Consider the following 24,067-nt stretch of genomic DNA (forward strand, 5'->3'; position numbering starts at 1 on the left):
TCCAGCTCTTCGGTCGTCACAACCCGAATGCTGGACACCCTCCCTGCATGCCCGGAGCAGAACCAGCAAAGCCAGCAGACTTCGGAACTACTCGTCTAGGAGAGGGCCGAAGAACTTATCGACTTTGAGGACCCCTGCTTTGCATGACGGGCAGGTCTCCAGGGGCTCACCTTGCCTCTTTGGCGGGCACGTGTCGCATCGGTAATATCCGAAGCGGCCCTGGTTGGCATGAGGAAGACCACGTCTCCGGCGGCTGGCGACCGTCTCCTTCCATGTTTCGGACTGCTGGTCGCTGAACAGCTCCGCGATATTCAGCATCTGTCGGATCGCGAATCGGCCGATTACTGTCCGCCCGTCGAAATCCTCCTTCGCCGCCCGGACCTCAATTCCAAGCTCGGTAAGCCGGTCGAGATTCTTGAGCGACTCCAGCGTGTTTCGCCCAAACCGCGACCAGACCCACAGGATCAGTACATCGAACTCATGCCGCTCGGCCATCGCGATGATTTCCGCAATCTGCCTGTCGCCGAAATTCCGACCGGACTTTCCAAGGTCCACCAGGGGCTCCTCCAGGAGGTCCATCCCCTCGCGGTTCGCCAGTCCCCGGCACTGATGTTCTTGAAGCTCAGGGCTGATCATTTCCGTTCGGGCGATGCTCACTCGAATGTAGATCAGCGCGCGTCGGCGAGTACGAAGATTTGCGCTCATGAAGATTCTTTACTTTTGGCCTTCCCGTCTGGCAGGGAAGATCGCTGGGCAATAATTGCTGCAAGGGCATTCCAGAATTCATCCCAGGCTGCCTCTTTTCTCTCATCTCCGGTGGTCGTGATTTCCAGGGTGAATATTCCCTTCTGTGCGTATTGCCGTTGGATTGGTACCGCTGCTCGAGGAAAGCTCAAATTTTCCGCCGGAGCAGCGACTCGGTGATGGAGTTGGGAAACGTGGCCGTTCTGCTGGAGCAGGGCCTCCAGGCGTACGTCGAGCGGAAGGGGCATACCCTGCTGGGCGTCCGCCTCCTTGGCACGAAGGTGCGGACCGTGACCACCAGGACGCCTTCGAGGCGCTGGCGGCATGCCGGTTCGGCCCGGAGGCGGGCTCCAGGGTCGACTGGAGCCAGCTCGTTAATGTGTTCTGCGGATGGCGTCGGTGGCGGCGTGGGCGATGGCGGCGGGGGCGCTGGAGGGCCGGGGTAGGTGGAGCAGGGTGGTTCCCGGGAGGTGGCGGGATCCGGCGGTGAGGGTGAGTTGGAGTACGGCGCAGCCGGTGGCGGTGAGGCGTTTGATGCGGGTGACGGCGCTGGCGGTTTCGTCGGGTTCGTAGTGGGCGTCGGTGACGATCACGAGGAGGCGGCCGGTGCCGGGTCTGCTGAGGTCGAGGCCGTGGTCGAGTGCGTCGATGGCGGCGTGGAGGTTGTGGGCGCCGCCGTTGGCGTCGAACGTCGTCACGCGCTCCGGTGCCCGGTGGGTGGGCCGGGTCAGCGCGGTCAGGTACTGGTCGTAGGCGATGGTGGCGGTGCGGGAGTCGGGGTCGGTCAGGGCTGCTGCGCGGGCCACGATCCAGGCAGCGGAAGCGACGGGCGCGCAGGCGGCACGCATGGAGCCGGAGACGTCGACCGCGATCCCCACCCGCAGCGGCGGGGTGGGGGAGTGGCGGCGGCGGGTGTGGGTGAACGGCTCCGCGGTGGGCACCGCGCCGACGGCGCGTTGGGCGTCGCGGGCGAGGGCCGCGCGCATGTTGAGGCGGCCGGGCGGGGTGGGGCTGGTGGTCCGTTCCTCGGTTCGCTCGCGGTAGGCCGCGGCTCGCAGTGCGCGGCTCAGGCGGGCGGCGGCGCTCTGCTCGGCGGAGGTGGGCCTGCGGGTGCCGGTGACCGGGTTGCTGTTCGGCCTCGGTGTGCCGTGAGGGCTGACGGTGGTGCCGCTGGGGGTGAAGACCGACTTCGCGACGGCGGCGGCCCGGCGTCGCTGGTCGGCTTGCTGGGTGCGCTCCTTGGTCTGGGCGTCGGACCGCTTGGCCATGGCGTTGTTCGCGGCGGCCTGCGCCGCGAGGTCGGCGGCGTCGTTGGCGTCCATGCGGTCCATGACGGCCCCCACGGCGCCGGAGAGCAGGTCGGCGAGGTGCTCCGGGACGGGCCGGGTGGGAGCGGCCGTGTCCAGGGCGTCGCACCAGTCCTGGGCGTGCGCGAGCATGGCGGCGGCGTCGTGGTCGGCGCACCGGTGGGCCGCGGTCCAGATGCCGGTGAGGGCGGCCAGCAGGTCGTCGCCCAGGACCTTCTTGCACAGGTTGGCGACGGCCCGGGTCTCGCCGGCGTCCAGGATGCCGGCGTCCCGGCGGCCGAGGACGAGGGCCGCCACGCTGGCGGCGTGCTCGAAGCCCTGGAGGGTGGGGGTGGCGATGTCGGGCATGACCAGGGTCCGGGCGCTGGTGCGCAGGTACGTGCGGTCGGTGGGCCGCCTGGTCAGGTGGGCGCCTTCGGCGCGGCTCTCCTCCAGCAGGAGCGCGGCTTCGACGACACGGGGATCTTCCGTGTCGGCTTGCTCCATCCATCGGGTGTGGGCGGCGTGGGCGGCCTCGTGGACGAGAACGCCCCAGGCGGCGGGGTAGCGGTCTTCGTCGCCGATGATCCGCGGGTTGACCTCGTGGGGTTGGAGGGGGTCGAACAGGGCGGAGTCGAACTCGATCTCCCCCAGCCTGGGGGAGAATGCGGCCGGTGCGCCGCTGCGGGTGCCGGGGCGGCAGGTGACGAGCAGGTCCTGACGGCCGGACAGGGCGATCAGCCGGTCGCCGAGTTCGGCGCCCACCCGCAGCCACGCGGCCGGGGAGGCGGAGGGCCGTTGGGGCGGGGCGCCGTCGTCGTCCCAGCGTGCGAGGTCGGCTTCGTCGTCGGGCGTGGTGGTGGAGGGCTGGATGTGGTGGTGGCTGCTCACCGCTGGCGGCTCCGCGGGGCGGGGCCGGTGCTGCCCGGGGGCTGCTGAGCGGCCAAGGCGGTGGCGGAGAGCTGCTGGCCGAGGGTGAGGGGGGCGACCTGCTTGATGCCGGTGGCCTTGGTGACGGCGGCGGCGACGGCGTCGCGGTCCTCGACGGGGGCGATGCCGACCAGGTTCGCGAGCGCGGCCTTGGTGCCGAGGACCGCCTCCGTCCTCTGGTAGCTGATCAGCTCCCGCAGCTGGGGTGCCCAGCCGAGTTCGCCGAGTTCGACCTGGCGGGCCAGACTCCGGGCGGCCCGCACCACCCGGGCGTCGATCCGCAGGGCCAGCGCGAGGTCGTAGTCCGTCGAGACCTGGACCTGCACGGCGAACCGGGACGCCAGCGCGTCCGTCAGGACCGCACCGTGCACGCCGGGGTTGTGGCCGGCCAGCACGAAGAAACCGGGCTGGGCCTGGATGGTCTCGCCCCGGTGGGCCTTGACCTGGATCTGGCGGCGCCCGTCCATCGCCGGGTACAACGCGGCCAACACTTTGGGTGAGATCAGGGAGGCGTCATCGATCAGCAGGGCACGGCCCTCGTTCATCGCGGTGACCAGCGGACCGTACTGGAAGACGTAGCCTCCGCCGTCGGCCTGCGTGTACTCACCGATCAAGTCGCCGACCGTGGTGTCGCCGTCGCCGGCGACGGTGATCAGGTCGGGGAACGCAGCCTCCACCAAGGACGTCTTGCCGGTGCCCGGGGGGCCGTAGAGCAGCACCGGCACGTCGGCGGCGCGCAGGCGGGCCAGTACCTCGACGTCGGGCAGGTCGGCCAGCTCCCGGGGGTGGTAGAGCTGGCCGCCCGCGCGGCGGATCGGGCCGCTCGGTTTGGGCGGAGCGGGAGCGGGCGGCTTGGGTGAGGGCGGTGCGGGAGTGCTCGTGCGGGCCTTGGCCGCCTTGGCCCGGGGGGAGTGGGTTCCCGGCGGACTGATCACCGGGGTCTGCCCGGCCGCAGCGGTGAGTGCGTTCGCGCGGAACTGCTTCCCGGCGCCGACCTGGTCGGCCTCGCCGCGCAGCACTAGGGTCTCGGCTGCTTGCACGACGGCACCGCTGGAGTGGCCCAGCGCCCTGCATATCTGCCCGGTGGTGAGTGCCTCCGTCGGCCGGTCGGCCAGGAGCCGGGCGATCTTGGCTCGTAGTGCACCGGGCGGGGTGCGTGGTTGAGCGGGGGGCGGTGCGGGGGTGGTCAAAGCGAGAATCCTTCAACGGGTGGGCAGGCGGGCGGAGTTCGATCAGGCAGGCCGGGGTCGGGAGCGGCTGGCCGCGGTGCGGTTGGACGTGCTGGACAGGAGGTCGGGGCGGGGCGGCTGGAGAGGTGTGGCCGCTGTTTCTGGGCGGCGGAGTGGGGAGCGCGGGTGCGGGTCCTCTGCCCGGGCCGCCGCCGTGCGGGCGATTCGGTCGCCGTCGAGGTTGGGGCCAGCCCGCGGCGTTGCGGGAGGCGGTTCGCGGTGCTCCTCGAAACGCTGCCCGGCCTGCTCCCACCAGGACTTCGCAGGCTCGTCGTCCTCGCCCACCGCCCGGCCCTGGAAGCGGTGACCGACCACGCTGTTGGTGAGCGGCGCGAGGGCGTGGGGAACCGCGGCGGTGATCAGGTCGATGTGTGCGCGCTCGCCGAGGACGATCACGTCCGCGTCGTCCAGGGCAAGCCGTCGCGCCTGGTCGCGGATGGTGCTGGCGCTCACCGACCTCTCGTCGCCCAGCCGGACGTCGTAGTACAGGAGCATGCGGTTCGGCTCCACGAACCCGTGCAGGTCGCTGACGATGTAGATCAGGCCCCGCTCGGCGGTCAGCGCGTCGGCGGCCGCGTGCAGAAGGCGGTGGTAGCGGCCGCAGTAGAGCTCGCCCGCGGGCAGCGCGTTGCGTCGACCGGCCTCGTTGGTCCCGGGGTCGACCTTCTCTGTGCTGTCCGAGATCACCACGATCCTGCGGCGTGGGGTGTCCACCCCGTGCTGTTGGGCGTACGCCCGCCCGGCGGCTGTGAGGTGGATGTCCGGTGGGCCGAACAGCTCCTCGTACCGGTAGGTGCGGCCCCCCGCGGTGAAGGGACGCATGTAGGCGAGTCCTTCACGCAGCAGGATTTGGTAGGTGCGGGCGTTGAAGCGGTTGGGGACTTGGTGGTTGGGGTCGCCAGCTGCCGCGATGACGGCTTCGTGGGGCTTGGCGGCGAGCTTGGACGGGATCGGCAAACGGCTTCTCCAGACGGGTTGGCAGGTAGGGGACGGGGTTAGGCGTGGCGTCGGATGGGGTGGACCGTCGCCATCCAGTCGGAGGTGCCGTGCGGCGGTCCGGGGAGGGGAGGCCGGGGCTGCTGCGTGCCCATGTCGCGCCGGACGCGGGACTCCATCTTGGCGGCGAGTTCGCGCTGGCGGCGCTCGGTCGAGTGCTGGTGGACCATCGCGGCGCGCACCGAGGAGTGGCCCATGCGGACCATGAGGTCCTTCAGGCTGGCGCCCATCTTGACGAAGGCGATCCGCCCTTCGGCGATCAGGCGGCGGACGAACCGTTCGCCGGTACCGAGGCGTTCGGCGGCATGGGCGACGGTGAGGCACTGCTCGGGCATGGGGAGGTGGCGCCTTTCTACGGGACGCCTGGGGAGGGCGTCATGGGTGGGGGTCGCCCGGCAGCGCGAGGTCGAAAGAGTCCGGCCCGGTGGCAGGGCGGTTCTCTATTTCCTCCGGGACGAAGTGAGACATCGGCAACACTGCCTGGTATATGACGATTTGGGCATGTAGGTTGGCCGGTCCATCCGCCGGAGCGGCCCGGTGGGAGAGGGACGAGGGGGACCGACATGGTGCTGCGGGTGTTCCGCCGGGACGGCGACGCGGCGACGGAGCTGGCCGGTGCGGCCGTCCCGCTGGAGCGGGACCTCCAGGCGTACGTCGAGAGGAACATGACGACGCTGCTGGGCGTCCGCTTCCTCGACACGGAGGTCCGCACCGGTCCGCTGCACGGCGGCCGGATCGACTCGCTCGGCCTGGACGAGGACGGCAGCCCCGTGATCGTGGAGTACAAGCGGACCCGGGATCAGAACGTGATCAACCAGGCGCTGTTCTACCTGGCGTGGCTGCGCGACCACCACGACGCCTTCGAGGCGCTGGTGGTGCGCCGCCTCGGCCAGGAGGCGCTCGCCGAGGTCGACTGGAGCAGCCCGCGGATCATCTGCATCGCCGCCGACTACTCCCGCTACGACGTGCACGCGATCGGGGAGATGAACCGGCGCATCGACCTGGTCCGCTACCGCGCCTTCGGCGAGGACCTGCTGGCACTGGAGCTGGTGGCCTCGGTCGCCGGGAGCGCGGCCGGCAGCGGCAGCGGCGCCCTGGTCGTGGCGCGGCCCACGGCCGAGCAGCGCCTTGCCGGTGCCGCGCAGGCTGTGCGGGCGCTGTACGACGACCTCGACGGCCGGCTGCTGGACTTCGGCGACGTGCACAGCGTCCAGCTCAAGCAGTACGTCGCGTACCGCCGGGGCCCCAACTTCGCGTCGGTGAAGGTCCAGGCGCAGGGGCTGCTGGTCTACCTGCGCCTGGACCCGGCCGCCGTCGACCTGGAGGAGGGCTTCACCCGCGACGTGCGCGGCATCGGCCACCACGGCACCGGCGACTTGGAGGTGCGCATCACCTCGCCCGAAGTTCTGGAGCGGGCGGCGCCGCTGCTGCGGGCGGCCTACGAGGCGGTGGCGTAACCGGCTCGCGCCGCGGCCTGCCCGACGTGGCGGCCGCGAGCAGGCCGGTGAGCGGCGGGGTTCACCTGCTGTCCGCCGGCCTTCGGGCTGTCCGCGTTGCCGACGCCGGCAGGCGGTTCGGTGCCCGGGGCGTGGTGGAGGTGCTTGCGGGCGGCGCTCCGGCCGGAGCCGCCGAGCTGTTGGCCGCCGAGACCGTTGTGGCCGTCCGGGCTGCTTCGGTGCGTGCGGCGGTCGGCGCGGCGTGGTGCCGCGGGGGTGGTCCGGCGGGCGGTTCGGTGAAGACCGACAGGTAGCGGGCGACGGCCTCGCGCAGGGGGCCGGGGGCGAGCTCTTGCTGCTGGCGCATCCGGTGGAGGTCGCCGAGGATCTGGACGTAGTAGCGGCGGGGGACGGTGCGGTGTTCGTCGAAGCTGAACAGGTTGCGGGCCAGTTCGGCCCGGTGCTCAGTATGACGGCCCTGACGAGGATCCCGTTGTACGTGTCGTTGCGCATGCCGGCATGGGCGAGTTCGACGGTGACCAGGACGCCTCCTCGGCGGGCGATGTGCTGCTGGCCGACTGTGGTGCCGTCGGGCAGCGGGGCGAGGCAGGCCAGGACGGAGGCGTGGGTGGGGGCGGGGTTCAGTGTGTCCTCGGGTTCGGGGTCGGGCCGCGGGGGCGAGGCGGGGTCAGCGGCGGCGGGGTGGTGTCGGCGGAGTGCCGCTCTGGTCGGGGCGGTCGCCTGACGGGCAGGGCAGTTGACGGGAGCTCGGCGGCGCGGGGTCGGTTGCGCGGGCCTGGGCCGCTTCGGCGGTGCGGGAGAAGATCGGCTGAGGCCGCAGCGGGACGGCCGGGAGGGCGGCGGCCTGGTGGGCGGCCGCGAGGACGAGTTCGGTGGGGGTCCGGGAGCCGAACACCGCCTCCCACCGCTCCGGCTGGTCGTTGGCGATCCGCCCGGTCAGCTTCCACTGCCGCGGTAGCGCCGGGAGGCCGACCGGGGCGGGGGTGCTCGGCGGGAACGCGAAGAGCACGGCGCTGTTGGTGGGGGCGCAGCTCACCCGCCCGGGTTCGTGGAAGCTGTGGTCGTGGGCCGTCCACCCGGCCAGCCGCAGCCGGGTGTGGGCGAGGCGGGCGTCGAAGGAGCCTTCGACGGGGTGCGTCCTGTGGACGCGGGGGGTGGTGAAGTTCGGCTCCGGGTTGTGGAGCCAGTCGGCGTACAGCGCCGTGGCGTCCTGGTGGGCGACGGTCGCGGCGAGGCGGGCGGTGAATGCGGCGACGACGGCGACGGGCGTGCCGGGTCCGAACTCGGCCTCCCAACCGTCTCCCTCGTCGCCCAACGCCCGCACGATCCACGGGGCGTAGGCGTGCTCCTGGCCGGGGCGGGGTTCGGGCAGGTGCAGGACGGTGATCCGCCCGCAGGGGCTGCGCAGCGACAGGTCGCCGACCTCGTCTTCCCCGACTCTCCACGCCCTGGACGCCAGGGGCGCCAGGGCGTCGGAGGGCCGTGCCTCGGCGGCTGGAAGGGGAGCGGGGGCTCGGCCGGCGTGGGCGACGGCCTCGCGGTGCGGTACCGGGATGTCCTGGGGGAGGCGGTGGACGGCGGCCGGGTCGAGGACGGCGCCCATCACGGCGGCGGCGACGGTGTCGGGCACCCGGTTGGACAGGCCGACGCTGAACCCGCACACCGGGGCATCGTCCTCGCCGACCCCGTACTGCGGGAAGTCGTCCTCGTTGCCCTGGTGGCCGGCCGTGATGGTCAGCACCGCTACGTCCGGGGCCGACCACGACGAGGGCTCGTGCCAGAGCGCGACGCCGAGCGGCCCGTGCTCGGGCGACGCCAGCCCTGCCGCGCCCAGGTCTTCCCAGCCCGCCGCGTGCAGAGCGCTGAACAGCGGGGGAACCGGGTAGTAGCCGTGCAGGGCCCACGGCCCGTCCTTGGCGAGGGCCTCGTCGAGGTGCACGGCGACGGCCGCCACGATCTCCACGGGGGTTACGGCGGTGAAGGCGATCGTCCACAGCGGTGGGTGGCCAGCCTGCTCGGCGGCGCGCAGCTGCCAGCCGGTGGTGCGGTCGTCGGCGGCGAGGGTGGCGAGTTGCAGGCGTCGGCACCCGGAGGCGAGCAGGACGCCCTGCCCGGGGGCGGCGCTCCAGCCGCGTTCGGTCAGCACCGGCCAGAGCGCCTCCGGCTCGCCGGGGCCGGCCAGCCGACGCGGCGCCACCGGGATCCGGCCGTCGGCTGCGAGGGGGGTGGTGATGGTCAACTCCTCTTCATGGGGCGGGCGGTGGCGGTGGCGGGGTCAGCGGACGGGGCGGCCCGCAGGTAGGGGCGCGGTGTCGGCGGCGGGCGGAGTGCCGTCGGCGGTGGCGGTGGAGAGGATCTGCCTCGTGGTGCGGGAAGCGGCCGCGGCCACCCGCTGCGCGGTGGTGGTCGTGGCGGCGGGCGGCGCGCTGACCTGGGCGGGCTGCTCGGGTGCCGGCGGATCGAGCTGTTCCAGGTCGGCGAGGAGGCGCTCGTCCATCCAGCGCCTCTCCCGGGTGACCGAGCGTGTGGAGGTGAGGGCGTCGGCGAGCGCATCGGTGATCACAGTGGGCGCGCCGGCGCTCACCCTGGCCTGCCAGTAGGGCGACTGCCCGCCCCGGCCGCGGGGCCCGACCTCGATGCGGATGTGGGGGTCGTCCAGGTCGAGCGGGTCGCCGGGCGGGTCGACGCGCACCCGGACCCGGGCGAGGCGGTCGGGCGACTCCACCTCCAGGGCGCCGTCGCGGTAGACGCTGCGCCAGTTCGCGTCCCCCAGGACGCCCAACAGGTAGCGGCGGTCGGCGGGCGGTCGTAGGGCGGCGTGCACCGGGCCGGGCCACAGGGAGCCGGAGCGGGTGAAGTAGGTGATCTTGTCCATGAGGTCCGAGACGATCTCGGTCGGGGTCTGCGGGGAGAGGCTGACCATCCACGCGGTGGGGCCGAGCGGCTCGCGGACAGCGCTGATGCGCCACCAGACCTCTGGTCCGCTGCGGACCTCGCCCAGCCAGAACCGGTGATCGGGGCTCCAGGTGAGGTACGAGCCCAGGTCCCGGCTGTCGCTGCTCCTCCAGGCGCAGTCGCTGGCGAGCCAGTCGAAGGGCAGGAGGTCGGGGTCCGGGCCGGCCAGGTAGGCGGGGCGCACGAAGACGATGCCGCCTTCGTGGTCGGGTATGGGTGGGGTGTCGGGGATGGGTGGGGTCCGTTCGTGGTCGGGCGGACAGGGGCGGTGCCATAGGTCAGCGCGGGCGGCCCCGGCGCGGGACGTGGTGCGGTTCGGGCACACCGGCAGCGCTAACCCGGACCGTGTCGGCTTCCAGAGAGCGGTGGCGGGCGGCCGTGGCGCGGCCGATGCCTACGAAGGCCGCCGGGCGCGGCTTCAGAGGGGCGCAGGTCAGGTCCGCCGCGTGTTCGACGGGGAGTTGACGGGCGAGCCGGGCGACCGGTGCGGTGCGGACCAGGGCGGTGGCGAGGGCACGTCGCAGCGACCGGGGCACCCGGTCGGTCATCTCGATGGTCCACCCCGCCTGCACGCCCGGGCTGATGTCGCCTGCGGTGACCAGCCAGCCGGGAGCGTGGCCCTGGGCGTGTACGAGGTTGCTGGTGCGGTCGACCATGGCCGTCCCGCCGTCGGGCGAGGTCCAGAAGGCGTGGCCGGCCACGTTGTCCTCGCTCCAGCCGGCCTCGGCCAGGGGCTCCAGGCCGCCGGAGGGCGTGGAGTAGCGCAGGTCGGCCGGTGCGGTGGCGTAGGTGGTGGCGAGTGCCTGGTGAACGGCGGTGGTGATCTCCGCGGGAGTCCGTTCGTCGGCGCAGAGCACCCACAGCGGCAGATTGGTCGACGGGTCGGTGTAGACCGTGAGCCACTCCGCGCCGGCGACCCTGGCCACCTCGGTGGTGCTGATGCGGCCGCAGGGGCTGACGTACCTGACGTCCCTGGTGAACGGGGTCGCGGCGAGCGTCCATCCGGCGGCCAGCAGCGGCGCGGCGGGGGTGGCGGCTGCGAGGTGTCCGGGGCCGGCGAGGTGGCCGGGAGCCGCTTCGACCAGCGGGGCCGGCCGGGGCATGCCCGGGGCGAACAGGCCGGCGGCCTTCGCGCCGGCAGCGGTGAAACGGCGGTAGATCTCATCGTGCGCGGGCCACTCGATGTGGTCCGGCAGGTCCTCCCAACACACGCTCTCGCCGTCCGGGATGCTGCGGCTGGCGATCAGCTGGTCGTAGAACCCCTCCGACACCCCGGGGGCTTCGACGCAGGTGATCACGTGAGCGGCGACGGTGCCTGCCGCCGCGTACAGGTCCTCGTTGGTGAAGCACAGGCTCTCCAGCGGCACAGCCGGCACCGCTCCGTCCACGACGCGATCCCACACCGGCCGGTTGACCAGACCCTCCGGGTTGAACATGCCGTGGCAGTGGGCGTCGGCGTCCGCATCGCTCAAGCCGAGCAGACGGTGGACGTACCGCGAGGAGTCCACGACCAGGTCGAGGGCGAGCATCACCCCCAGCAGCCGCTGCTCCTCGGGGAGTTCACCCCAGCTGGTGGCCGCTCCGGGCCCTTGCAGCGTGCTGGGCAAGACCTGGTCGGCCAGCACCTCCATGGCGTCATCGACCCTCACACCTTGGTCCGCGAAGGCGAGCAGGGAGGAGAGCGTCTGCGCGGTGGCGAGGTCGAGGTCGTGGTCGGTGTAGGCCGGCGGGAGCGGCACGAGGCCGTCCTCGGTCATGGCGAGCCCGGCGTGCGCGAGCAGGCGCTCGTCCATCCCGTCGCCGTCGCGCCGCAGCGGAGCCGGGTCGGTGAGCGCGCGGACGAACGCGTCGGTGACCAGCGCGGGGGTGCCCGCGGTGAACAGGGCCTGCCAGTACGGTTCGCCGGCGTTCTCGGGGCCCGCTTCGATCGCCAGCGCGCAGTGCCCCATGAGGTCGAGGGGGTCGGAGTTGCGGCGCAGGCTGGCGCGGGCGAGGTAGTCGGGGGACTCGACGCGCCGGACGCCGCCGACCGGGGCTCCCTCGCGCCAGCCCGCGGCGACGAGGGCGTTCAGGGCGGCGTCGCCCGCGAACTGGCCCTCCTTCAGGGCCGGGTGGTGCTCTCCCGTCCAGTCGGTGTCGGGCAGCGCGACGATGAGGGACTCGGTCACGGCGGTGACGAGTTCCTCGGGCGTGTTCTCGGAGAAGCCGGCCATCCACTGGGGCGGGCCGAGGGGCTCGTGGGCGGCCGTGATGCGCCAGCGGGCGCCGGGATCGAGTTGGCCCGAGGCGATGCGGAAGCGGTGGTCGGGGCTGGAGGTGAAGCTCTGGCCGAGGACCTGGTTGTGGTCGTGCTGCCAGTGGAAGGCGAGGACGTGGCGGGCGATGGGGTCGGACTGGCGGCCAGGGCCGGCGAGGTGCCGGGCGGCGATGTCGAGGTGGGTGTCCGGATTGGGTGCGGAAGAGATCGGAAGGACGCCTTTCGGGGTTCAGCGGTGGCGGCGTTCACCGCCGGGCGGTGCGGGATCGGTGGAGGCGGGAGCGGGCGGGATACCGCTGGAGGGTCGGTGGTGGCCGTGGGCGGTGGCGGCGGAGCAGCGGGTGGGGCGTGCCTCGATGCGGACCTGGGGCACGTGGGCTGCCGGGACCTGCCCGCGCAGGCGCTCGGCCGGCTGCGGTTCGACGAGCTCGTTGAGCGCAGCGACCACGAGCGCGGCCGGGCACCCGGCGCTGAACTCGGCCTTCCACCGCAGCTGTTCGTAACCGCGCGGCCCGCCCCAGAGGACGGCGCCGGGCACAGCGGCGGTGGAGCCGGTGACCTGGACGGGCAGGTGGATGCCGCCGGTCCCGTCCGGGCGGGTGAAGCGGTTGCCCAGTTCCGTCCGCCACGGAGGGTTGGCCTCCAGGTGGGCGAGGCGCGTGGCCGCGCCCGGGGAGTCCTCGTCCCGCAGCAGGGCGTCCGGGGGGCTGTCGGGCGCGAAGGTGCGCTGGCCGGTGTCCTGCAGGGCGAGGCGGACGGCCGAGTCCAGGGAGTGCCCTCCCCACAGCAGGTCGTCGCGGCGGGACTGCGCGGGGGAGTCGAGCGTGGAGGTGAGGTGGTCGGCGACGGCCATCACGATCTCCACCGGGGTGCGGTGGCAGAACCGGGCCTGCCAGTGGAGTTCACCGACCGGGGAGGTGTAGGCGGCGATGGTCCAGCGGGGCCGGTCGCCGTCGGCCTCGTGGTCCAGCTCGATTCGGGCGGTCTGCTGTTCGTGGACGGCGAGAGTGCTCTCGTCGCGGGGCCGCCAGCGCTGCCAGGTCTCGTTCTCCTCGAAGAACTGCGCGAGCGCGGCATCGGGATCGCCGGGGCCGGCCAGGTGGCCGGGGGTGACGATGACGGGGGTGTCGGGGTTCAGGCGGGGCTCCGTACTACGAGGGCGGGTGGGGAGGTCGCGCGGCGCCCTTCAGCGACGCGCCGGGGCCGTGGTCGAAGACGCCGCGGCCTGGACAGCGGGCGTGCTCGGGTCCGGGGCCGGCCTTGCGGCGGGGCCGGACGGGAGCACGCGGCTGACCGTGCGGGCCGCGGCGGAGCGCTCTAACACCCCTGGTGGGACGGGGGTTTCGAGGTGGCGCTGCAGCAGCTCGCTGGCGGCCGTGAGGGACACGCGGGCGCCCTCGAACGCCTGCCGCAGGTGCTCGACGGCCTCGGCCCGGCCGGGGCCGTCGGCGTGGACGGCGAGGTTCTCGGCCTGTTCGAGCACCGAGCCCAGGGCACGCATCATGGTGCGGCGAGTGATGGCGAGCAGGTCGGCCTGGACATCGTGGCCGCCCTGCCGCAGGAGGTCGATGCCGATGCTGGTGGGCTCGATCGGCTTGGTCAGCAGGCTGACGTGATCGTCGGCCAGGTCCGAGTCCCAGCCGGTGGTCCTGTACTCGGCCAGGCTGTCGGCGAGTTCGCCGGTGACCTCCGCGAGGGCCTTGGTGGCGAGGTAGAGGGTGAGGTCGCCCTCGTCGTCGGGGACGCGGTCGTGGGGGTAGGCGGCGCGCAGGGACTGCAGCTCACCCGGGGTGTAGATGCTCAACGGGCAGCCTCTCAGCGGTGGGGGACAGGGTGGGGCGCGGCCGGGCCGACGGTGCTCGGCGCCGGCGCGCTGAGGATGCTCTTGGGGCCGCTGCCGGCCGCGGCGAGTGCGGGGCTCGCTCCGGCGGCGGCCTCGGCCCGCCCGCTGGTGGCGGTGGCGACGGGAACGGCCGTCAGTCGGGCCTTCACCTGCTCGGTGAGTCCGCCGGAGTTGCGCAGCAGCGGCTCTGGGCTGGCGACGGCGGAGGTGAAGGCGAGCAGCACCCGCTGTGGGACGTTGGCGGTGAACCGCGCGGTCCACGAGGTGGACGGCTCGTCCGTCGCGCAGGTGACCTTCAGGTACGGGGCGCGCCAGGGCCCGTCCTGGGACAGACGTGCTCCGCGTCGGGGTTGTCGTGGTGCGGCCAGCCGCGCCCGGCGGTCAGGACGTGCAGGGCCCGTCGGGCGTCGGCCGGGTCGCCGGGACCTTCCACGCAGTGCCCGGCGACGGACAGCGGCCCACCGTCCGCCCGCCCGCCGCTCAACAGGCTTCCCTGCACGGGGTGTTCACGGCAGCCGGTCGGCCGTACGTGCTGTTCATCGAGTGCTCCCTCGGGGCGGGCATGGTCGGGGATCGGGATAGGGGTGCTGCGCGCGGGCGGGGCGCCCGGGTGACGGGCCGCGGGCTTCGCGGTCCGCCACCCGGGCCTGGGCGCTACGGGAGATCGGCCCGCTCGGACCTGAGGACCGCGACGGCCTCCTGGGCGCGGCGGGTGCTGATACCGAATCCGCGGGCCCGGACCGCGGCCGAGACGGTGCGGATGTTGACGGGGCTGCCCTCGGGCAGGTCCTCGCGGGCGATCCGCAGGACGCTCTCCAGCGGGGCGCCCTTGACCCGCTTGCGCGGGGTGCGCGAGGCGGGCTCGGCCGGCCGCTCGTCCGAGGCCGGGGCCGCCTCGTCCACGTCGTCGGGGAGCACGGCGGCCACCGGGCACGGGACGGCCTCGGCGCGCAGGAGTTCCTCGTCCTCGTCCTCGACGAGCGGCCGGCAGGCGGCGGCGACCAGGTGGGCCGGGATGGTGTCGGAGAACCGGACCTGCCAGCGCTCGCCGCCCTCGTCCAGGCCCCACAGGATCCAGGCGAGTACGGAGTCGCGGAAGGACCGCTCCAGGCCGAAGCTGCGTCGGCGCCAGTTGTTCTCGGGCAGGCACGCGGAGGCGCTCTCGGCGCGCGGGCCGCGCAGGGCCCGCTGCTGGTCGCGGGGGTTCGGCTCGGCCAGGTCGCGGGCGAGCGCGCACAGGAGCGACTCGAACACCGCGTCGGGCGTGGCGGCGCCGAACTCCGCGCGCCACAGCACGTCTCCGGCGGCGCTGGCGTAGGCGGTCACGGTCACCGCCGGCTCCCAGGTGGCGCCGGGGTCGTCCTCGATGCGCACCCGCTGGCACGGGCTGACGACGACGTCACGGCCGCCGTCCAGGTGGTGCAGCGACCAGTTGCTCGCGCACCAGCCGGGGCAGCCGTCGCAGCCGCAGCCGCCGTCGGCCGAACCGGAGCCGGGCCCGGAGGCGGAGGTGGGGGCGGGGGAACAGGGGGAAGGCAGGGTGAATCTCCTTGCGATGGAGGGTGGTTGGGGTGGTGGACGTACGGCTACGCGGGGTCGGCCTCGGCGAGGCTCTGCCGGGCCTCGGCCAGACGGCGCTCGGCGACGTCCGCGTAGTGGTCGGTGAACTCGATGCCGAGGAAGGAGCGGCCCTCCAGCAGGGCGGCGACCCCGGTGGAGCCGGACCCTGCGGTGAAGTCGAGGACCCGGCCGCCGGGCGGGCAGATCTTCACCAGCTCGCGCATCATGCCGAGCGGCTTCTGGGTGATGTGCTCGCGGCTGGAGCCCTTGGGCTGGCTGCCCTCCAGCAGTCCGCGCAGGTAGACCGGGTGCCGGTCGCCGTCCATCGCGCCCTTGGAGCCCCAGGCCACGAACTCGCAGTGCTGGGTGAAGCGGCCCTTCTGCGGGCGGGCGGCGGGCTTGTACCAGGGCACGATGCCGCGCCACAGCCAGCCGCCGGCCTGCAGCGCGTCGGTGGTGGTCGGCAGCTGCCGCCAGTCCGCGAAGACGGCCACAGTGCCGCCGTCGACGGTCAGCCGGTACGCCTCGGCGAGCAGCTGGGACAGCCAGAAGCCGTAGCTGCGCTGGTCCTTGTGCTCGCCGGGGAAGTCCGGCAGCACGACCTTCACGCCGCTGGTGTACTTCTCGCGGGCACTGCGGCCGGTGCGTTCCTGGGTGGTGCGGCCACCGCTGTTGTACGGGGGGTCGCAGATCACGCAGTCGACCGTGCGGCTGGGCAGCTCGGTCAGCCGGGTCAGCGCGTCGCCCCGCAGGAGGGTGTAGTCGGGTTCGGTCAAGTGGTCATGTCCTCGCAGGGGTTGGGGGTGCCGCCGGTCGGCGGGGCGCGGCCGCGCACTGTCGCGCGGGCCGGCCGAAGGCCCGGTGGGCGGGGGAGGTGGGGAGGACCCGCCGCGTTCCTCGCCGCTGGGCCTGAACATGAACGTAGGCGACCGGATATCTCCCGGGCAAGGAATTCGAGAAGGCCGGCGGAAATCCGTGAATTCCTTGCCCGGGGGATATCCGGTCGCCTAGCGTCTTGCTTGTCGCCAGGAGCACCGACCAGCTGACCTGTACCGATGGAAGCGGGAACTTCCTTCGAGTGCAGGCGGATCGGAGGCCCGGCCGATTCCATCACACCCCCGACAGCGCACGCATGCCCTTGGACGAGTCTGCCCGCGCTGCCGTCACACGATCGGAGATACCCGTGCCGGGAATCCCCCTGCCCGATTTCTGGACCGCCCGCGACCCGGGCCCGCGCCGAGGAGGTCGGCGCCGCCGGCGGCGCCGGTGAAGAAGGCCGCCGCCGCCCTCGCGGCCGGGATCCTGCTGGCCCCGCTCATCGTGGTCGTGCCGTTCGCGGCCGTGGCCGGGAACGCGGCGGCCGCCTGTCCGACCGCGGAGGCGCAGGGCGTGGACAGCGCCGCCGTCGAGGCGGCGGTCAAGCTGATCCTGGGCGGCGGATCTGGACCCACCGTCCCGGTGGAGGGCCTGGACCTGCCCACCACCCAGATCCCTATGGCCAAGGCGATCGTCGCCACCGGCATCGCCCTGCAGGTCCCGGCCCGCGGCCAGGTCATCGCCCTGGCCACCGCGATGCAGGAGTCCCGCCTGCGCAACCTCACCTACGGCGACCGCGACTCGTTGGGCCTGTTCCAGCAGCGCCCGTCCCAGGGCTGGGGCACCCCCGAGCAGGTCACCGACCCCGTCTACGCGAGCACCTCCTTCTACAAGGCGCTGCTGGCGGTGCCCGGTTGGCAGGAGCTGCCGCTCACCGTCGCCGCGCAGAAGGTCCAGCTCAGCGGCTTCCCCGACGCGTACGCGCAGTGGGAGCCGCTGGCCACCGCCCTCCAGCAGGCGATCGGCGCCTCGCTCGGCGCACCCGCCGCCGGCACCGCGCCGACGGCCGCCGCCTCGCCCGGCACGTGCACGCCGCCGGGTGCGGACACCGACTGGGGCGTGATCCCGCCCGGCACCCTGCCGGCGGGCTACCAGGTCCCCAGCGATGCGCCCCTACCCGTGCAGTCCGCGATCCGCTGGGCCCTCGGCCAGCTCAACACCCCCTACCAGTGGGGCGGTTCCTGCACCAACAGCCACGGTGAGGACCCCATGGGCCGCTGCGACTGCAGCAGCCTCGTGATGCAGGCGTACCGGGCCGCGGGCGTCAACACCCTCGACCGCGTCACCTACGACCAGGTCAAGCAGGGCACCGCCGTCCAGCCCTCCGACCTGCGCCCCGGCGACCTGCTGTTCACCGAGCCGGGCCCCAACGGCCCCGAACACGTCGGCATGTACATCGGCTCCGGCCTGGTGGTGAACGCCCCGCACACCGGCGACGTGGTCCGCATCGCCCAGTGGGACTCCTGGAAATCCGGCGTGATCGCCATCCGCCGCATCGTCCCCTGACCTCCCCTCCCTCCCCCCTTTCCCCTTTTCCCCGTGCCGCAGCGGCGCGCCGCCCCGCGCCCCGGCACGCCCAAATCCCCCTTGGAGAAACGTTTGTCCATCCTTGCCGAGGCGGTCACCCACCTCGCCTACGACCCGGGCGTCACCCCGAGCGAAGGCGGCCTGCCGGGCCTGTCCGTCCTCAAGCAGGTCGTGAGCAGCATCAACCTGTTCGCGATCATCGCCACTGTCGGCGCGCTGGCCGTCGCCGGCGTCGTCTGGGCCTGGGGCCACCACACCGGCAGCCACGGCGCCGAGCAGAAAGGCAAGCAGGGCGTCCTGACGGCCGGTGGCGTCGCCCTGCTGCTCGGCGCGGCGAACGGCCTGGTCTCGTTCTTCTCCACGCTCGGCACGCAGGTCAAGTAAGTGCCCAAGTCCCGTTCACTCAGCGGTAATTCGGTCTTCGGGCGGCGACTGCTGATCGGGCTGGGCGTGCTGCTGGCCGCCGCCCTGCTGGCCGGGCTCGCCGCCCGGCTGGCGGGCGGCGGCCACGCCGACCACCCCGCCGCCTCGCCCACCGCCACCCAGCCCGCCCCCGCGCCGAGCACCTCCTCGGCCGGCTCCGATCCCGGCCCGGGCGTCGCCCGCCCCGCGCACACCAGCTCCCCGACCGACTACGCCGCCGCGTTCGCCCAGGCGCTGTGGTCCTACGACACCCGCGCCCTCGATCAGCAGAACTTCGTCAACGGCCTTCGGCAGTGGCTCACTTCGGAGAGCCAGTACGCCGATGCCGCCTCCGTCGAGGCCCAGGTCCCCGACCCGGTGCTCTGGTCGAGGATGCACGACAACGGGCAGAGCTCCGGCGTCCACGACGTGCAGGCGCACCTGCCGGACGGCTTCCGGCAGGCCGTCGCCCAGGACCCCGGCGCCCTGACCCGCGCCTACATCTACGCCGTCACCGTCACCGGCACCGTCGACGTCGCCTGGAGCGGCGGCGGCCGCGGCGGCGAGTCCCGGGCGCTCACCCTGGCCGTCCAGTGCCGCCCGCAGCAGGACTGCGCGCTGGCCGCCATCGCTCCCACCGTCTACCCGTGAGCCGACCGCTCCCCTCTCCGTAAGGAGCTGATCCCCTATCGGGTTCTGCGACCTCCCCCTCGCCGGCGCGCTGTGTGACCTCACCCCGGGCGGCATCGCCGGCGGCATCACCACCAGCATCGGCAACTGGATCGCCCAGAGCTGCGGCGACCTGGCCAAGAGCGCGGTCGACATGGCCTCGCGCGCGGTCGACCAGACCACCTCCGTCGATCTGTCCGCCGGCTGGTACCGCGACAACTACGCGGTCATCCTGCCCATCGCCCTGACCATGATCGTCCTGACCTTCACCCTGCAACTCGTGCGGGCCGCGTGGCGCCGGGACGGCCAGGCCCTCGGCCAAGCCGTCACCGGCACTGTCAGCAGCGTCTTCTTCGCGATGTGCGCGATCACCTTCACCTCCGTGTCCATCGCCGTGGTCGAGGCCCTCTCCCGGGGCCTGTTCACCATCGCCAACAGCTCGATGGACGACGCGGTCCGCCGCCTGGTCAAGGTCTCGATGATCACCGCGACCACCCCGCTGGGCTGGCTGATCCCGGCCCTGACGGCCCTGGGCTGCGCGGTCGGTGCGATCCTCTACTGGGGAATGATGATCTTCCGCAAGGTCAGCATCCTCGTCCTGGTCGTCCTGGCGCCGCTGGCGGCGGCGGGCGGCCCCTGGGAGCCGACGCGCGACTGGAAGCGGCGCTGGGTGGAGGCCACCGCCACCGTCGTCGTCTCGAAGCTCGTGATCACGATCGTCATGCTGGTGGGCGTCTCCGCGATCGGCGACAGCAGCACGACGGACGGCCTGACCGCGCTGAGCGACATCATCGCCGGCCTGGTCGTGATGGCCCTGGTCCTGTGCTGCCCCTTCATGATCTACAAGTTCGTGCATTGGGCGGGCGACGGGCAGGCCCACGACCTGCACCGCTCCACCGCCGCGGGCCTGCAGACCGCCACCGCCGCCGCCAAGAAGGGCGGACAGATGGCAATGAGCGCGGGCACCGGAGGCGCGGGTGCCGCCGCCGGCGGTGCCGGAGCGGCCGGCGCGGGCGGGGCCGCCACCCCCCAGGGCCCCTCCCAGATCCCCGGCATGTCCTCCGGAGCCCAGAGCGGCACGGGATCAGGGGCCTCGACCGACAGCGCCACCGGCACCCTCGCCAAGGCGACCCCGGCCACCTTCCGCTACGGGGCACCCACGCGCTCCGGAGGGGGCGACGGCGGCGTCCCGCTGCTGACCCGCTCCGGCCCCGCGCCGCGCTCCGACGGCGACCAGGGCACACCCCTGCTCACCTACGCGGGCTCCGCCAGCTCCGCCCCCGCCTCCGGCACAGCCGCCGATCCCTCCCCGACGGCGTCCCCCGCCACGAAGGCAGCCGGTGCCGCCCGGATCTCCACCCCCGGCTCCGCCGGCGGACCCGCCTCATCCGGACCGCCCGCTGCCGGACCGTCCTTCGCCGGACCGCCCCCGGCCGGATCCCCCGCTGCCGCGCCCGCCGCCAGCGCCCCTTCGCCGGGAGCCGGCGGCCCGGCCTTCAACCCGGTCATCGTGCCGCCCGCGGGCCAGCCGTCCACCCCGGCCCCGGCCGGGCAGCGCTTCCGCTTCCCCGAGCGCCCGCCGTCCTCCTGACGCCCGGTGCCGTCCTCCCGCCGTGTCCCCGCGCCTTCGTGCCCGCCCTCCCGGACGGTCTGCCGTCCGGGAGGGCCCCGGACCGGCCCCGCCCCCGCACCCCAGGTAGAGAACAGCCCTGACCAGCGAATACCCCGACACGATCCGATTCCCCGCCCGCACCCGCCGAGGCATCCTCCTCGGCCTGAACCTCCCGCAACTCGCCATCGCCGCAACCGGCGGCCTGCTGCTGCTCGCCGTCCTGATGACCATGGGCGTCCCGGCCGCCCTCCTCCTCACCCCGCTGTGGGCCCTGTTCGGCGCCGCCATCGTCGTCCGCGTCCGCGGCCGCTCCCTCGCCGAGTGGGTGCCGATCGCCCTGCGCTACCAGCTGCGCCGCACCCGCGGCCAACTCCTGTGGCTGGCAAGGCCGTCCACCCGCCCGCGCCGCGAAGGACTGCTGCACCTGCCCGGCACCGCGGCCTCCCTGCGCGCCGTCACCAGCCCCGACGGCCGGCTCGGCGCCGTCCACGACCAGCAGCAGGGCACCCTCACCGCCGTCACCCGCGTCTCCTCCCGCGCCTTCGCGCTGCTCGACCCAGCCACCCAGAACAGCAACGTGACCGGCTGGGGCCGGGCGCTGGCCGCGCTCTCGCGCTCCGGGCAGATCGCCCGCATCCAGGTGCTGGAGCGCACCGTCCCCGACTCCGGCGACACCCTGCAGCGCTACTGGCTGGAGCACGGCCGCCCCTCCACCCCCGTGGCCGGCCCGATCTACGAGGACCTCCTCGCCGCCGCCGGGCCGAGCGCGGCCCCGCACGAGGCGTACATCGCCGTCGCCCTCGACCTGCGCGAGGCCCGCCGTCTGATCAACCAGGCCGGCGGCGGCCTCAGCGGTGCCTTCGCGGTCCTGGCCCAGCTGACCGCCTCCCTCGACCAGTCGGTGCGCGGCGCGGGTCTGGCCCCGGGCGGCTGGCTGACCGCGGGCGAGATCGCCGCAGTCGTGCGTACCGCCTACGACCCGGCCGTCCTGGGCTCGCTGGAGCGCTGGAGCGAGACCGGCCGCCCGGAGGCCGACGTCACCGCAGCCGGCCCCGTCGTCCTGGTCGAGGAGCCGGAGTCGATCCGCACCGACTCCGCGCACCACACCACCTACTGGATCGAGCAGTGGCCCCGCACCGAGACCTCGGCCGGGTTCCTCCACCAACTGCTCTACAGCAGCGGTGTGCGCCGCACCCTATCGATCACCTACGCCCCCCAGCAGCTCGACGCCGCACTCAGAGACGTCCAGCGCAAGAAGGCCACGATCATCGCGGACGCCGCCGAGCGCGTGCGCCGCGGCCAGGTCGACTCCGAGACCGACACCGTCGAGTACGCCGACGTCAAGCAGCGCGAGCTGCAGCTGATTGCCGGCCATGCGGATGTCGCCATGACCGGCCTGCTGGTCGTCTCCGCCGACGACCCCGAGCAGCTCAGTGCCGCCTGCGCCCAGGTCGAGACCGCCGCCGTCGCCGCCCTGATCGACCTGCGCCGCCTGACGATGCAGCAGGCCGAAGCCTTCACCGCCGCCGCCCTGCCCCTCGCCCGCCTCTGACCGCCGAAGGGCACCCTCACTCCTTGACCCACGACCTCCCCGACCGCTGCGACCTGCTGCGCTTCGCCAGCGCCGCCATCGACATCCACCACCACACCCGCCTCGCCGACGGCGAAGCCGTCTCCCGCAACGAACTCGACGACCTCCACGCCCACACCGTCGCCCTGTTCGGCCTCCTGGACACCGCCACCGCCCGCACCCGCCCCCACGCCCCCGCCGCCGGCGACCACCTCCACAACGCGAGGATCCGCCTGTGGCAGGTCTGCGAGCACCTCCACGACGCCTACCACGCCGCCCCCCGCGCCGACGGCCGCCGACCCACCCGCGAAGCCTGCGCCCTGCGCCTCCCGGACGGCGCACCCGACCTGACGATCTGCCAGCGCCGCGCCGTCACCGCCGCCCGGCTGCGCCAGATCACCACCCCCGCCGACCTGCACGCCCCCGCCCCCGGCCTCCTGCGCCGCTGAGCCCGACCCCCGCAGAGAGGAGACCGGTTGCGCAACCGCACCACCACCAGCGCCAGTCCCCTGTACACCCCCGCCCGCGGCACCCGCGCCGAGCACCGCCGCGCCCGCCGAGAACTCGCCGAAGCCCGCCGCCAGGCCCGCCTCGCCGACCAGCCGGTACGCCGCGCCGCCGGAGAAGTCGACGAACTCGACGAACGCCCCCTCTACCCGGCCGCCGGACGACCCGGCCCCGCCTCCGCCCGCGGCGGCAAACTCCGCCTCCCCCCGCACCGCATGACCACCGCGGTCGCCGCCGGAGCGTTCCCCTTCCTCGCCGAAGGCGGCCTCGGCGCGGGCGGCGTCTACCTCGGCCGCGACGTCCACTCCGAAGCGTCCTACCTCTTCGACCCGTTCGCGCTGTACGGCAAGGTCGAGGGCTTCACCAACCCCTCCGTGCTGCTCGCCGGCGTGATCGGCATGGGCAAGTCGGCACTCGCCAAGTCCATCGCGCTGCGCTCCATCGCCCACGGCTACAAGGTCTACGTTCCCTGCGACCCGAAGGGCGAATGGACCCTCGTCGCACGGGAGTTGGGCGGGCGGACCATCTCGCTCGGCCCCGGCATGACTGGCCGCCTCAACCCGCTCGACGCCCCGGCCACCCCGCCCGGCGCCGATCCGGACGACTGGGCCGCCGAGGTCCGCAAGCGGCGCCTGCTGCTCCTGGCGGCGCTGGCCCGCACCGTCCTGCACCGCGACCTGCTGCCGATGGAGCACACTGCGCTCGACGTCGCCCTCGACGAGGTCGTCGCCGACGCCCACCGCACCGGCCGCGTCCCCCTGCTGGGCCACATCGCCTCCACACTCGGCGACGCCCACCGCCTGGACGACGCACTCGGCGACCCGGCCCGCCGCCTGGGCGCCGCCGCCGAAGACCTCGCCCACGCCCTGCGCCGCCTCGTCCAGGGCGACCTGGCCAACATGTTCGACGCACCCTCCACCGTCGAGTTCGACCCGACCGCCCCGATGCTCAGCATCGACCTGTCCGCACTCGGCTCCGCGGGCGACGACACCGGGCTCATCCTCGCGATGACCTGCGCCTCCGCCTGGATGGAGGCCGCCCTCTCGGACCCGCGCGGCGGCCGCCGCTGGGTCGTCTACGACGAGGCGTGGCGCCTGATGCGCCACCTGCCGCTGCTGGAGCGCATGCAGGCCCAGCTCAAACTCGCCCGCGGCCTGGGCATCGCCAACCTCATCGTCATCCACCGCCTGTCCGACCTGCTGTCGGCCGGCGACGCCGGATCCCGCGGCCGCGCCCTCGCGGAGGGCCTGCTCTCCGACTGCGCCACCCGCATCATCTACCGGCAGGAACCCGACCAACTCGCCGCCACTGCAAGCCTGTTGGGCCTGACTGGCGTGGAGACCGAGGCCATCGCCAACTGCGGCCGGGGCCGCGGACTCCACAAACTCGCCGGCCGCTCCTTCATCGTCCAGCACGTCCTGCACCCCGCCGAGCGCGCCCTGTTCGACACCGACGCCCGGATGGGCGAGAACCCCCGCGGGTTCACGAATCCCGAAGCGCTCCGGGCAGCCTGAGCACCACCTCGCACCCGACCTCGGCCACGCCGTCGCCCAGCCGGGCCCCGCTTCCACGAGCGGTGACACCTGGCACCACCAACCCACCCGAAACCAGGAGGAAACCCCTCATCGAAGCCCATCCCACCGCTGC

General features: G+C 73.4%; 21 protein-coding genes. 8 read left to right on the top strand and 13 right to left on the bottom strand.

Translation table 11 applies throughout. The features are described 5' to 3' along the window. Positions 1–87: 87 nt before the first annotated feature. The 5 genes from OO57_RS15605 to OO57_RS47380 form a co-directional block, all read right to left on the bottom strand. Positions 88–705, bottom strand: a complete 618-nt coding sequence (locus OO57_RS15605; RefSeq protein ID WP_081973698.1) for a recombinase family protein — start codon at positions 703–705, stop codon at positions 88–90. 413 nt (positions 706–1,118) lie between these two features. Beyond that, positions 1,119–2,921: a hypothetical protein gene (locus tag OO57_RS15610; RefSeq protein WP_033253069.1), complete on the bottom strand. Its 1,803-nt coding sequence runs from the start codon at positions 2,919–2,921 to the stop codon at positions 1,119–1,121. Continuing rightward, positions 2,918–4,087, bottom strand: a complete 1,170-nt coding sequence (locus OO57_RS15615) for an AAA family ATPase (protein WP_033253124.1) — start codon at positions 4,085–4,087, stop codon at positions 2,918–2,920. Before OO57_RS15615 ends, OO57_RS15610 begins: the two co-directional genes overlap by 4 nt. 105 nt (positions 4,088–4,192) lie before the next feature. Next, the gene (locus OO57_RS39475; protein ID WP_051777678.1) at positions 4,193–5,146 is read right to left on the bottom strand and encodes a DUF6884 domain-containing protein; all 954 of its coding nucleotides are present in this window, start codon (positions 5,144–5,146) and stop codon (positions 4,193–4,195) included. 38 nt (positions 5,147–5,184) lie between these two features. After that, entirely contained in the window at positions 5,185–5,520 is a 336-nt protein-coding gene (locus OO57_RS47380; RefSeq protein ID WP_081973700.1) for an excisionase family DNA-binding protein, read from the bottom strand. A gap of 228 nt (positions 5,521–5,748) precedes the next feature. Here OO57_RS47380 and OO57_RS15630 point away from each other — a divergent pair, with 228 nt between their 5' ends. Continuing rightward, positions 5,749–6,642 (top strand): DUF5655 domain-containing protein, encoded by an 894-nt coding sequence (locus OO57_RS15630; RefSeq protein ID WP_033253070.1) that lies wholly within the window; start codon positions 5,749–5,751, stop codon positions 6,640–6,642. Between the two features lie 667 nt (positions 6,643–7,309). On the opposite strand, the gene OO57_RS15640 is transcribed toward OO57_RS15630, so the two are convergent. The 8 genes from OO57_RS15640 to OO57_RS15675 form a co-directional block, all read right to left on the bottom strand. Continuing rightward, positions 7,310–8,881, bottom strand: coding sequence for a DUF317 domain-containing protein (locus OO57_RS15640; RefSeq protein WP_033253072.1), 1,572 nt, complete (start codon positions 8,879–8,881; stop codon positions 7,310–7,312). 36 nt (positions 8,882–8,917) lie between these two features. Continuing rightward, positions 8,918–9,781, bottom strand: coding sequence for a DUF317 domain-containing protein (locus tag OO57_RS15645; protein WP_158715134.1), 864 nt, complete (start codon positions 9,779–9,781; stop codon positions 8,918–8,920). Between the two features lie 94 nt (positions 9,782–9,875). Then, the gene (locus OO57_RS15650) at positions 9,876–12,062 is read right to left on the bottom strand and encodes a DUF317 domain-containing protein (protein WP_324606784.1); all 2,187 of its coding nucleotides are present in this window, start codon (positions 12,060–12,062) and stop codon (positions 9,876–9,878) included. A gap of 21 nt (positions 12,063–12,083) precedes the next feature. Continuing rightward, entirely contained in the window at positions 12,084–12,992 is a 909-nt protein-coding gene (locus OO57_RS44720) for a DUF317 domain-containing protein (protein ID WP_199811266.1), read from the bottom strand. 48 nt (positions 12,993–13,040) lie between these two features. Further along, positions 13,041–13,658, bottom strand: a complete 618-nt coding sequence (locus OO57_RS15660) for a hypothetical protein (protein ID WP_033253076.1) — start codon at positions 13,656–13,658, stop codon at positions 13,041–13,043. Between the two features lie 11 nt (positions 13,659–13,669). Then, complete coding sequence (locus OO57_RS46780; RefSeq protein ID WP_106973994.1) at positions 13,670–14,134, bottom strand: DUF317 domain-containing protein; 465 nt, start codon at positions 14,132–14,134, stop codon at positions 13,670–13,672. A 217-nt stretch (positions 14,135–14,351) separates the two neighbouring features. Beyond that, positions 14,352–15,254 carry a DUF317 domain-containing protein gene (locus OO57_RS15670; protein WP_267884963.1) on the bottom strand — a complete coding sequence of 301 codons (903 nt, stop codon included), beginning with the start codon at positions 15,252–15,254 and terminating at the stop codon, positions 14,352–14,354. A 29-nt stretch (positions 15,255–15,283) separates the two neighbouring features. Next, positions 15,284–16,033, bottom strand: a complete 750-nt coding sequence (locus OO57_RS15675) for a DNA-methyltransferase (protein WP_033253079.1) — start codon at positions 16,031–16,033, stop codon at positions 15,284–15,286. A 490-nt stretch (positions 16,034–16,523) separates the two neighbouring features. Here OO57_RS15675 and OO57_RS15680 point away from each other — a divergent pair, with 490 nt between their 5' ends. The 7 genes from OO57_RS15680 (at position 16,524) to OO57_RS15710 (ending at position 23,934) form a co-directional block, all read left to right on the top strand. After that, positions 16,524–17,639: a C40 family peptidase gene (locus OO57_RS15680; RefSeq protein WP_051777680.1), complete on the top strand. Its 1,116-nt coding sequence runs from the start codon at positions 16,524–16,526 to the stop codon at positions 17,637–17,639. Between the two features lie 93 nt (positions 17,640–17,732). Beyond that, positions 17,733–18,044, top strand: a complete 312-nt coding sequence (locus tag OO57_RS15685) for a DUF6112 family protein (RefSeq protein WP_106973995.1) — start codon at positions 17,733–17,735, stop codon at positions 18,042–18,044. Further along, entirely contained in the window at positions 18,045–18,713 is a 669-nt protein-coding gene (locus tag OO57_RS15690; RefSeq protein WP_033253080.1) for a hypothetical protein, read from the top strand. Between the two features lie 94 nt (positions 18,714–18,807). Next, positions 18,808–20,322, top strand: coding sequence for an SCO6881 family protein (locus tag OO57_RS46785; protein ID WP_418909888.1), 1,515 nt, complete (start codon positions 18,808–18,810; stop codon positions 20,320–20,322). Positions 20,323–20,440: 118 nt separating this feature from the next. Continuing rightward, entirely contained in the window at positions 20,441–21,895 is a 1,455-nt protein-coding gene (locus tag OO57_RS15700; protein ID WP_033253082.1) for an SCO6880 family protein, read from the top strand. Between the two features lie 23 nt (positions 21,896–21,918). After that, complete coding sequence (locus OO57_RS15705; RefSeq protein ID WP_033253083.1) at positions 21,919–22,362, top strand: DUF6238 family protein; 444 nt, start codon at positions 21,919–21,921, stop codon at positions 22,360–22,362. A gap of 27 nt (positions 22,363–22,389) precedes the next feature. Continuing rightward, a complete protein-coding gene (locus OO57_RS15710) occupies positions 22,390–23,934 on the top strand; it encodes an ATP-binding protein (RefSeq protein ID WP_033253084.1) in 1,545 nt (514 codons plus the stop codon). Positions 23,935–24,067 lie beyond the last annotated feature (133 nt).

This window comes from Kitasatospora phosalacinea (assembly GCF_000717185.1).
Lineage (GTDB): Bacteria > Actinomycetota > Actinomycetes > Streptomycetales > Streptomycetaceae > Kitasatospora > Kitasatospora phosalacinea_A.

Coding starts and splice junctions, on each gene's coding strand:
- OO57_RS15630 (WP_033253070.1), top strand. CDS start 5,749: ATGGTGCTGCGGGTGTTCCGCCGGGACGGCGACGCGGCGACGGAGCTG.
- OO57_RS15605 (WP_081973698.1), bottom strand. CDS start 705: ATGAGCGCAAATCTTCGTACTCGCCGACGCGCGCTGATCTACATTCGA.
- OO57_RS47380 (WP_081973700.1), bottom strand. CDS start 5,520: ATGCCCGAGCAGTGCCTCACCGTCGCCCATGCCGCCGAACGCCTCGGT.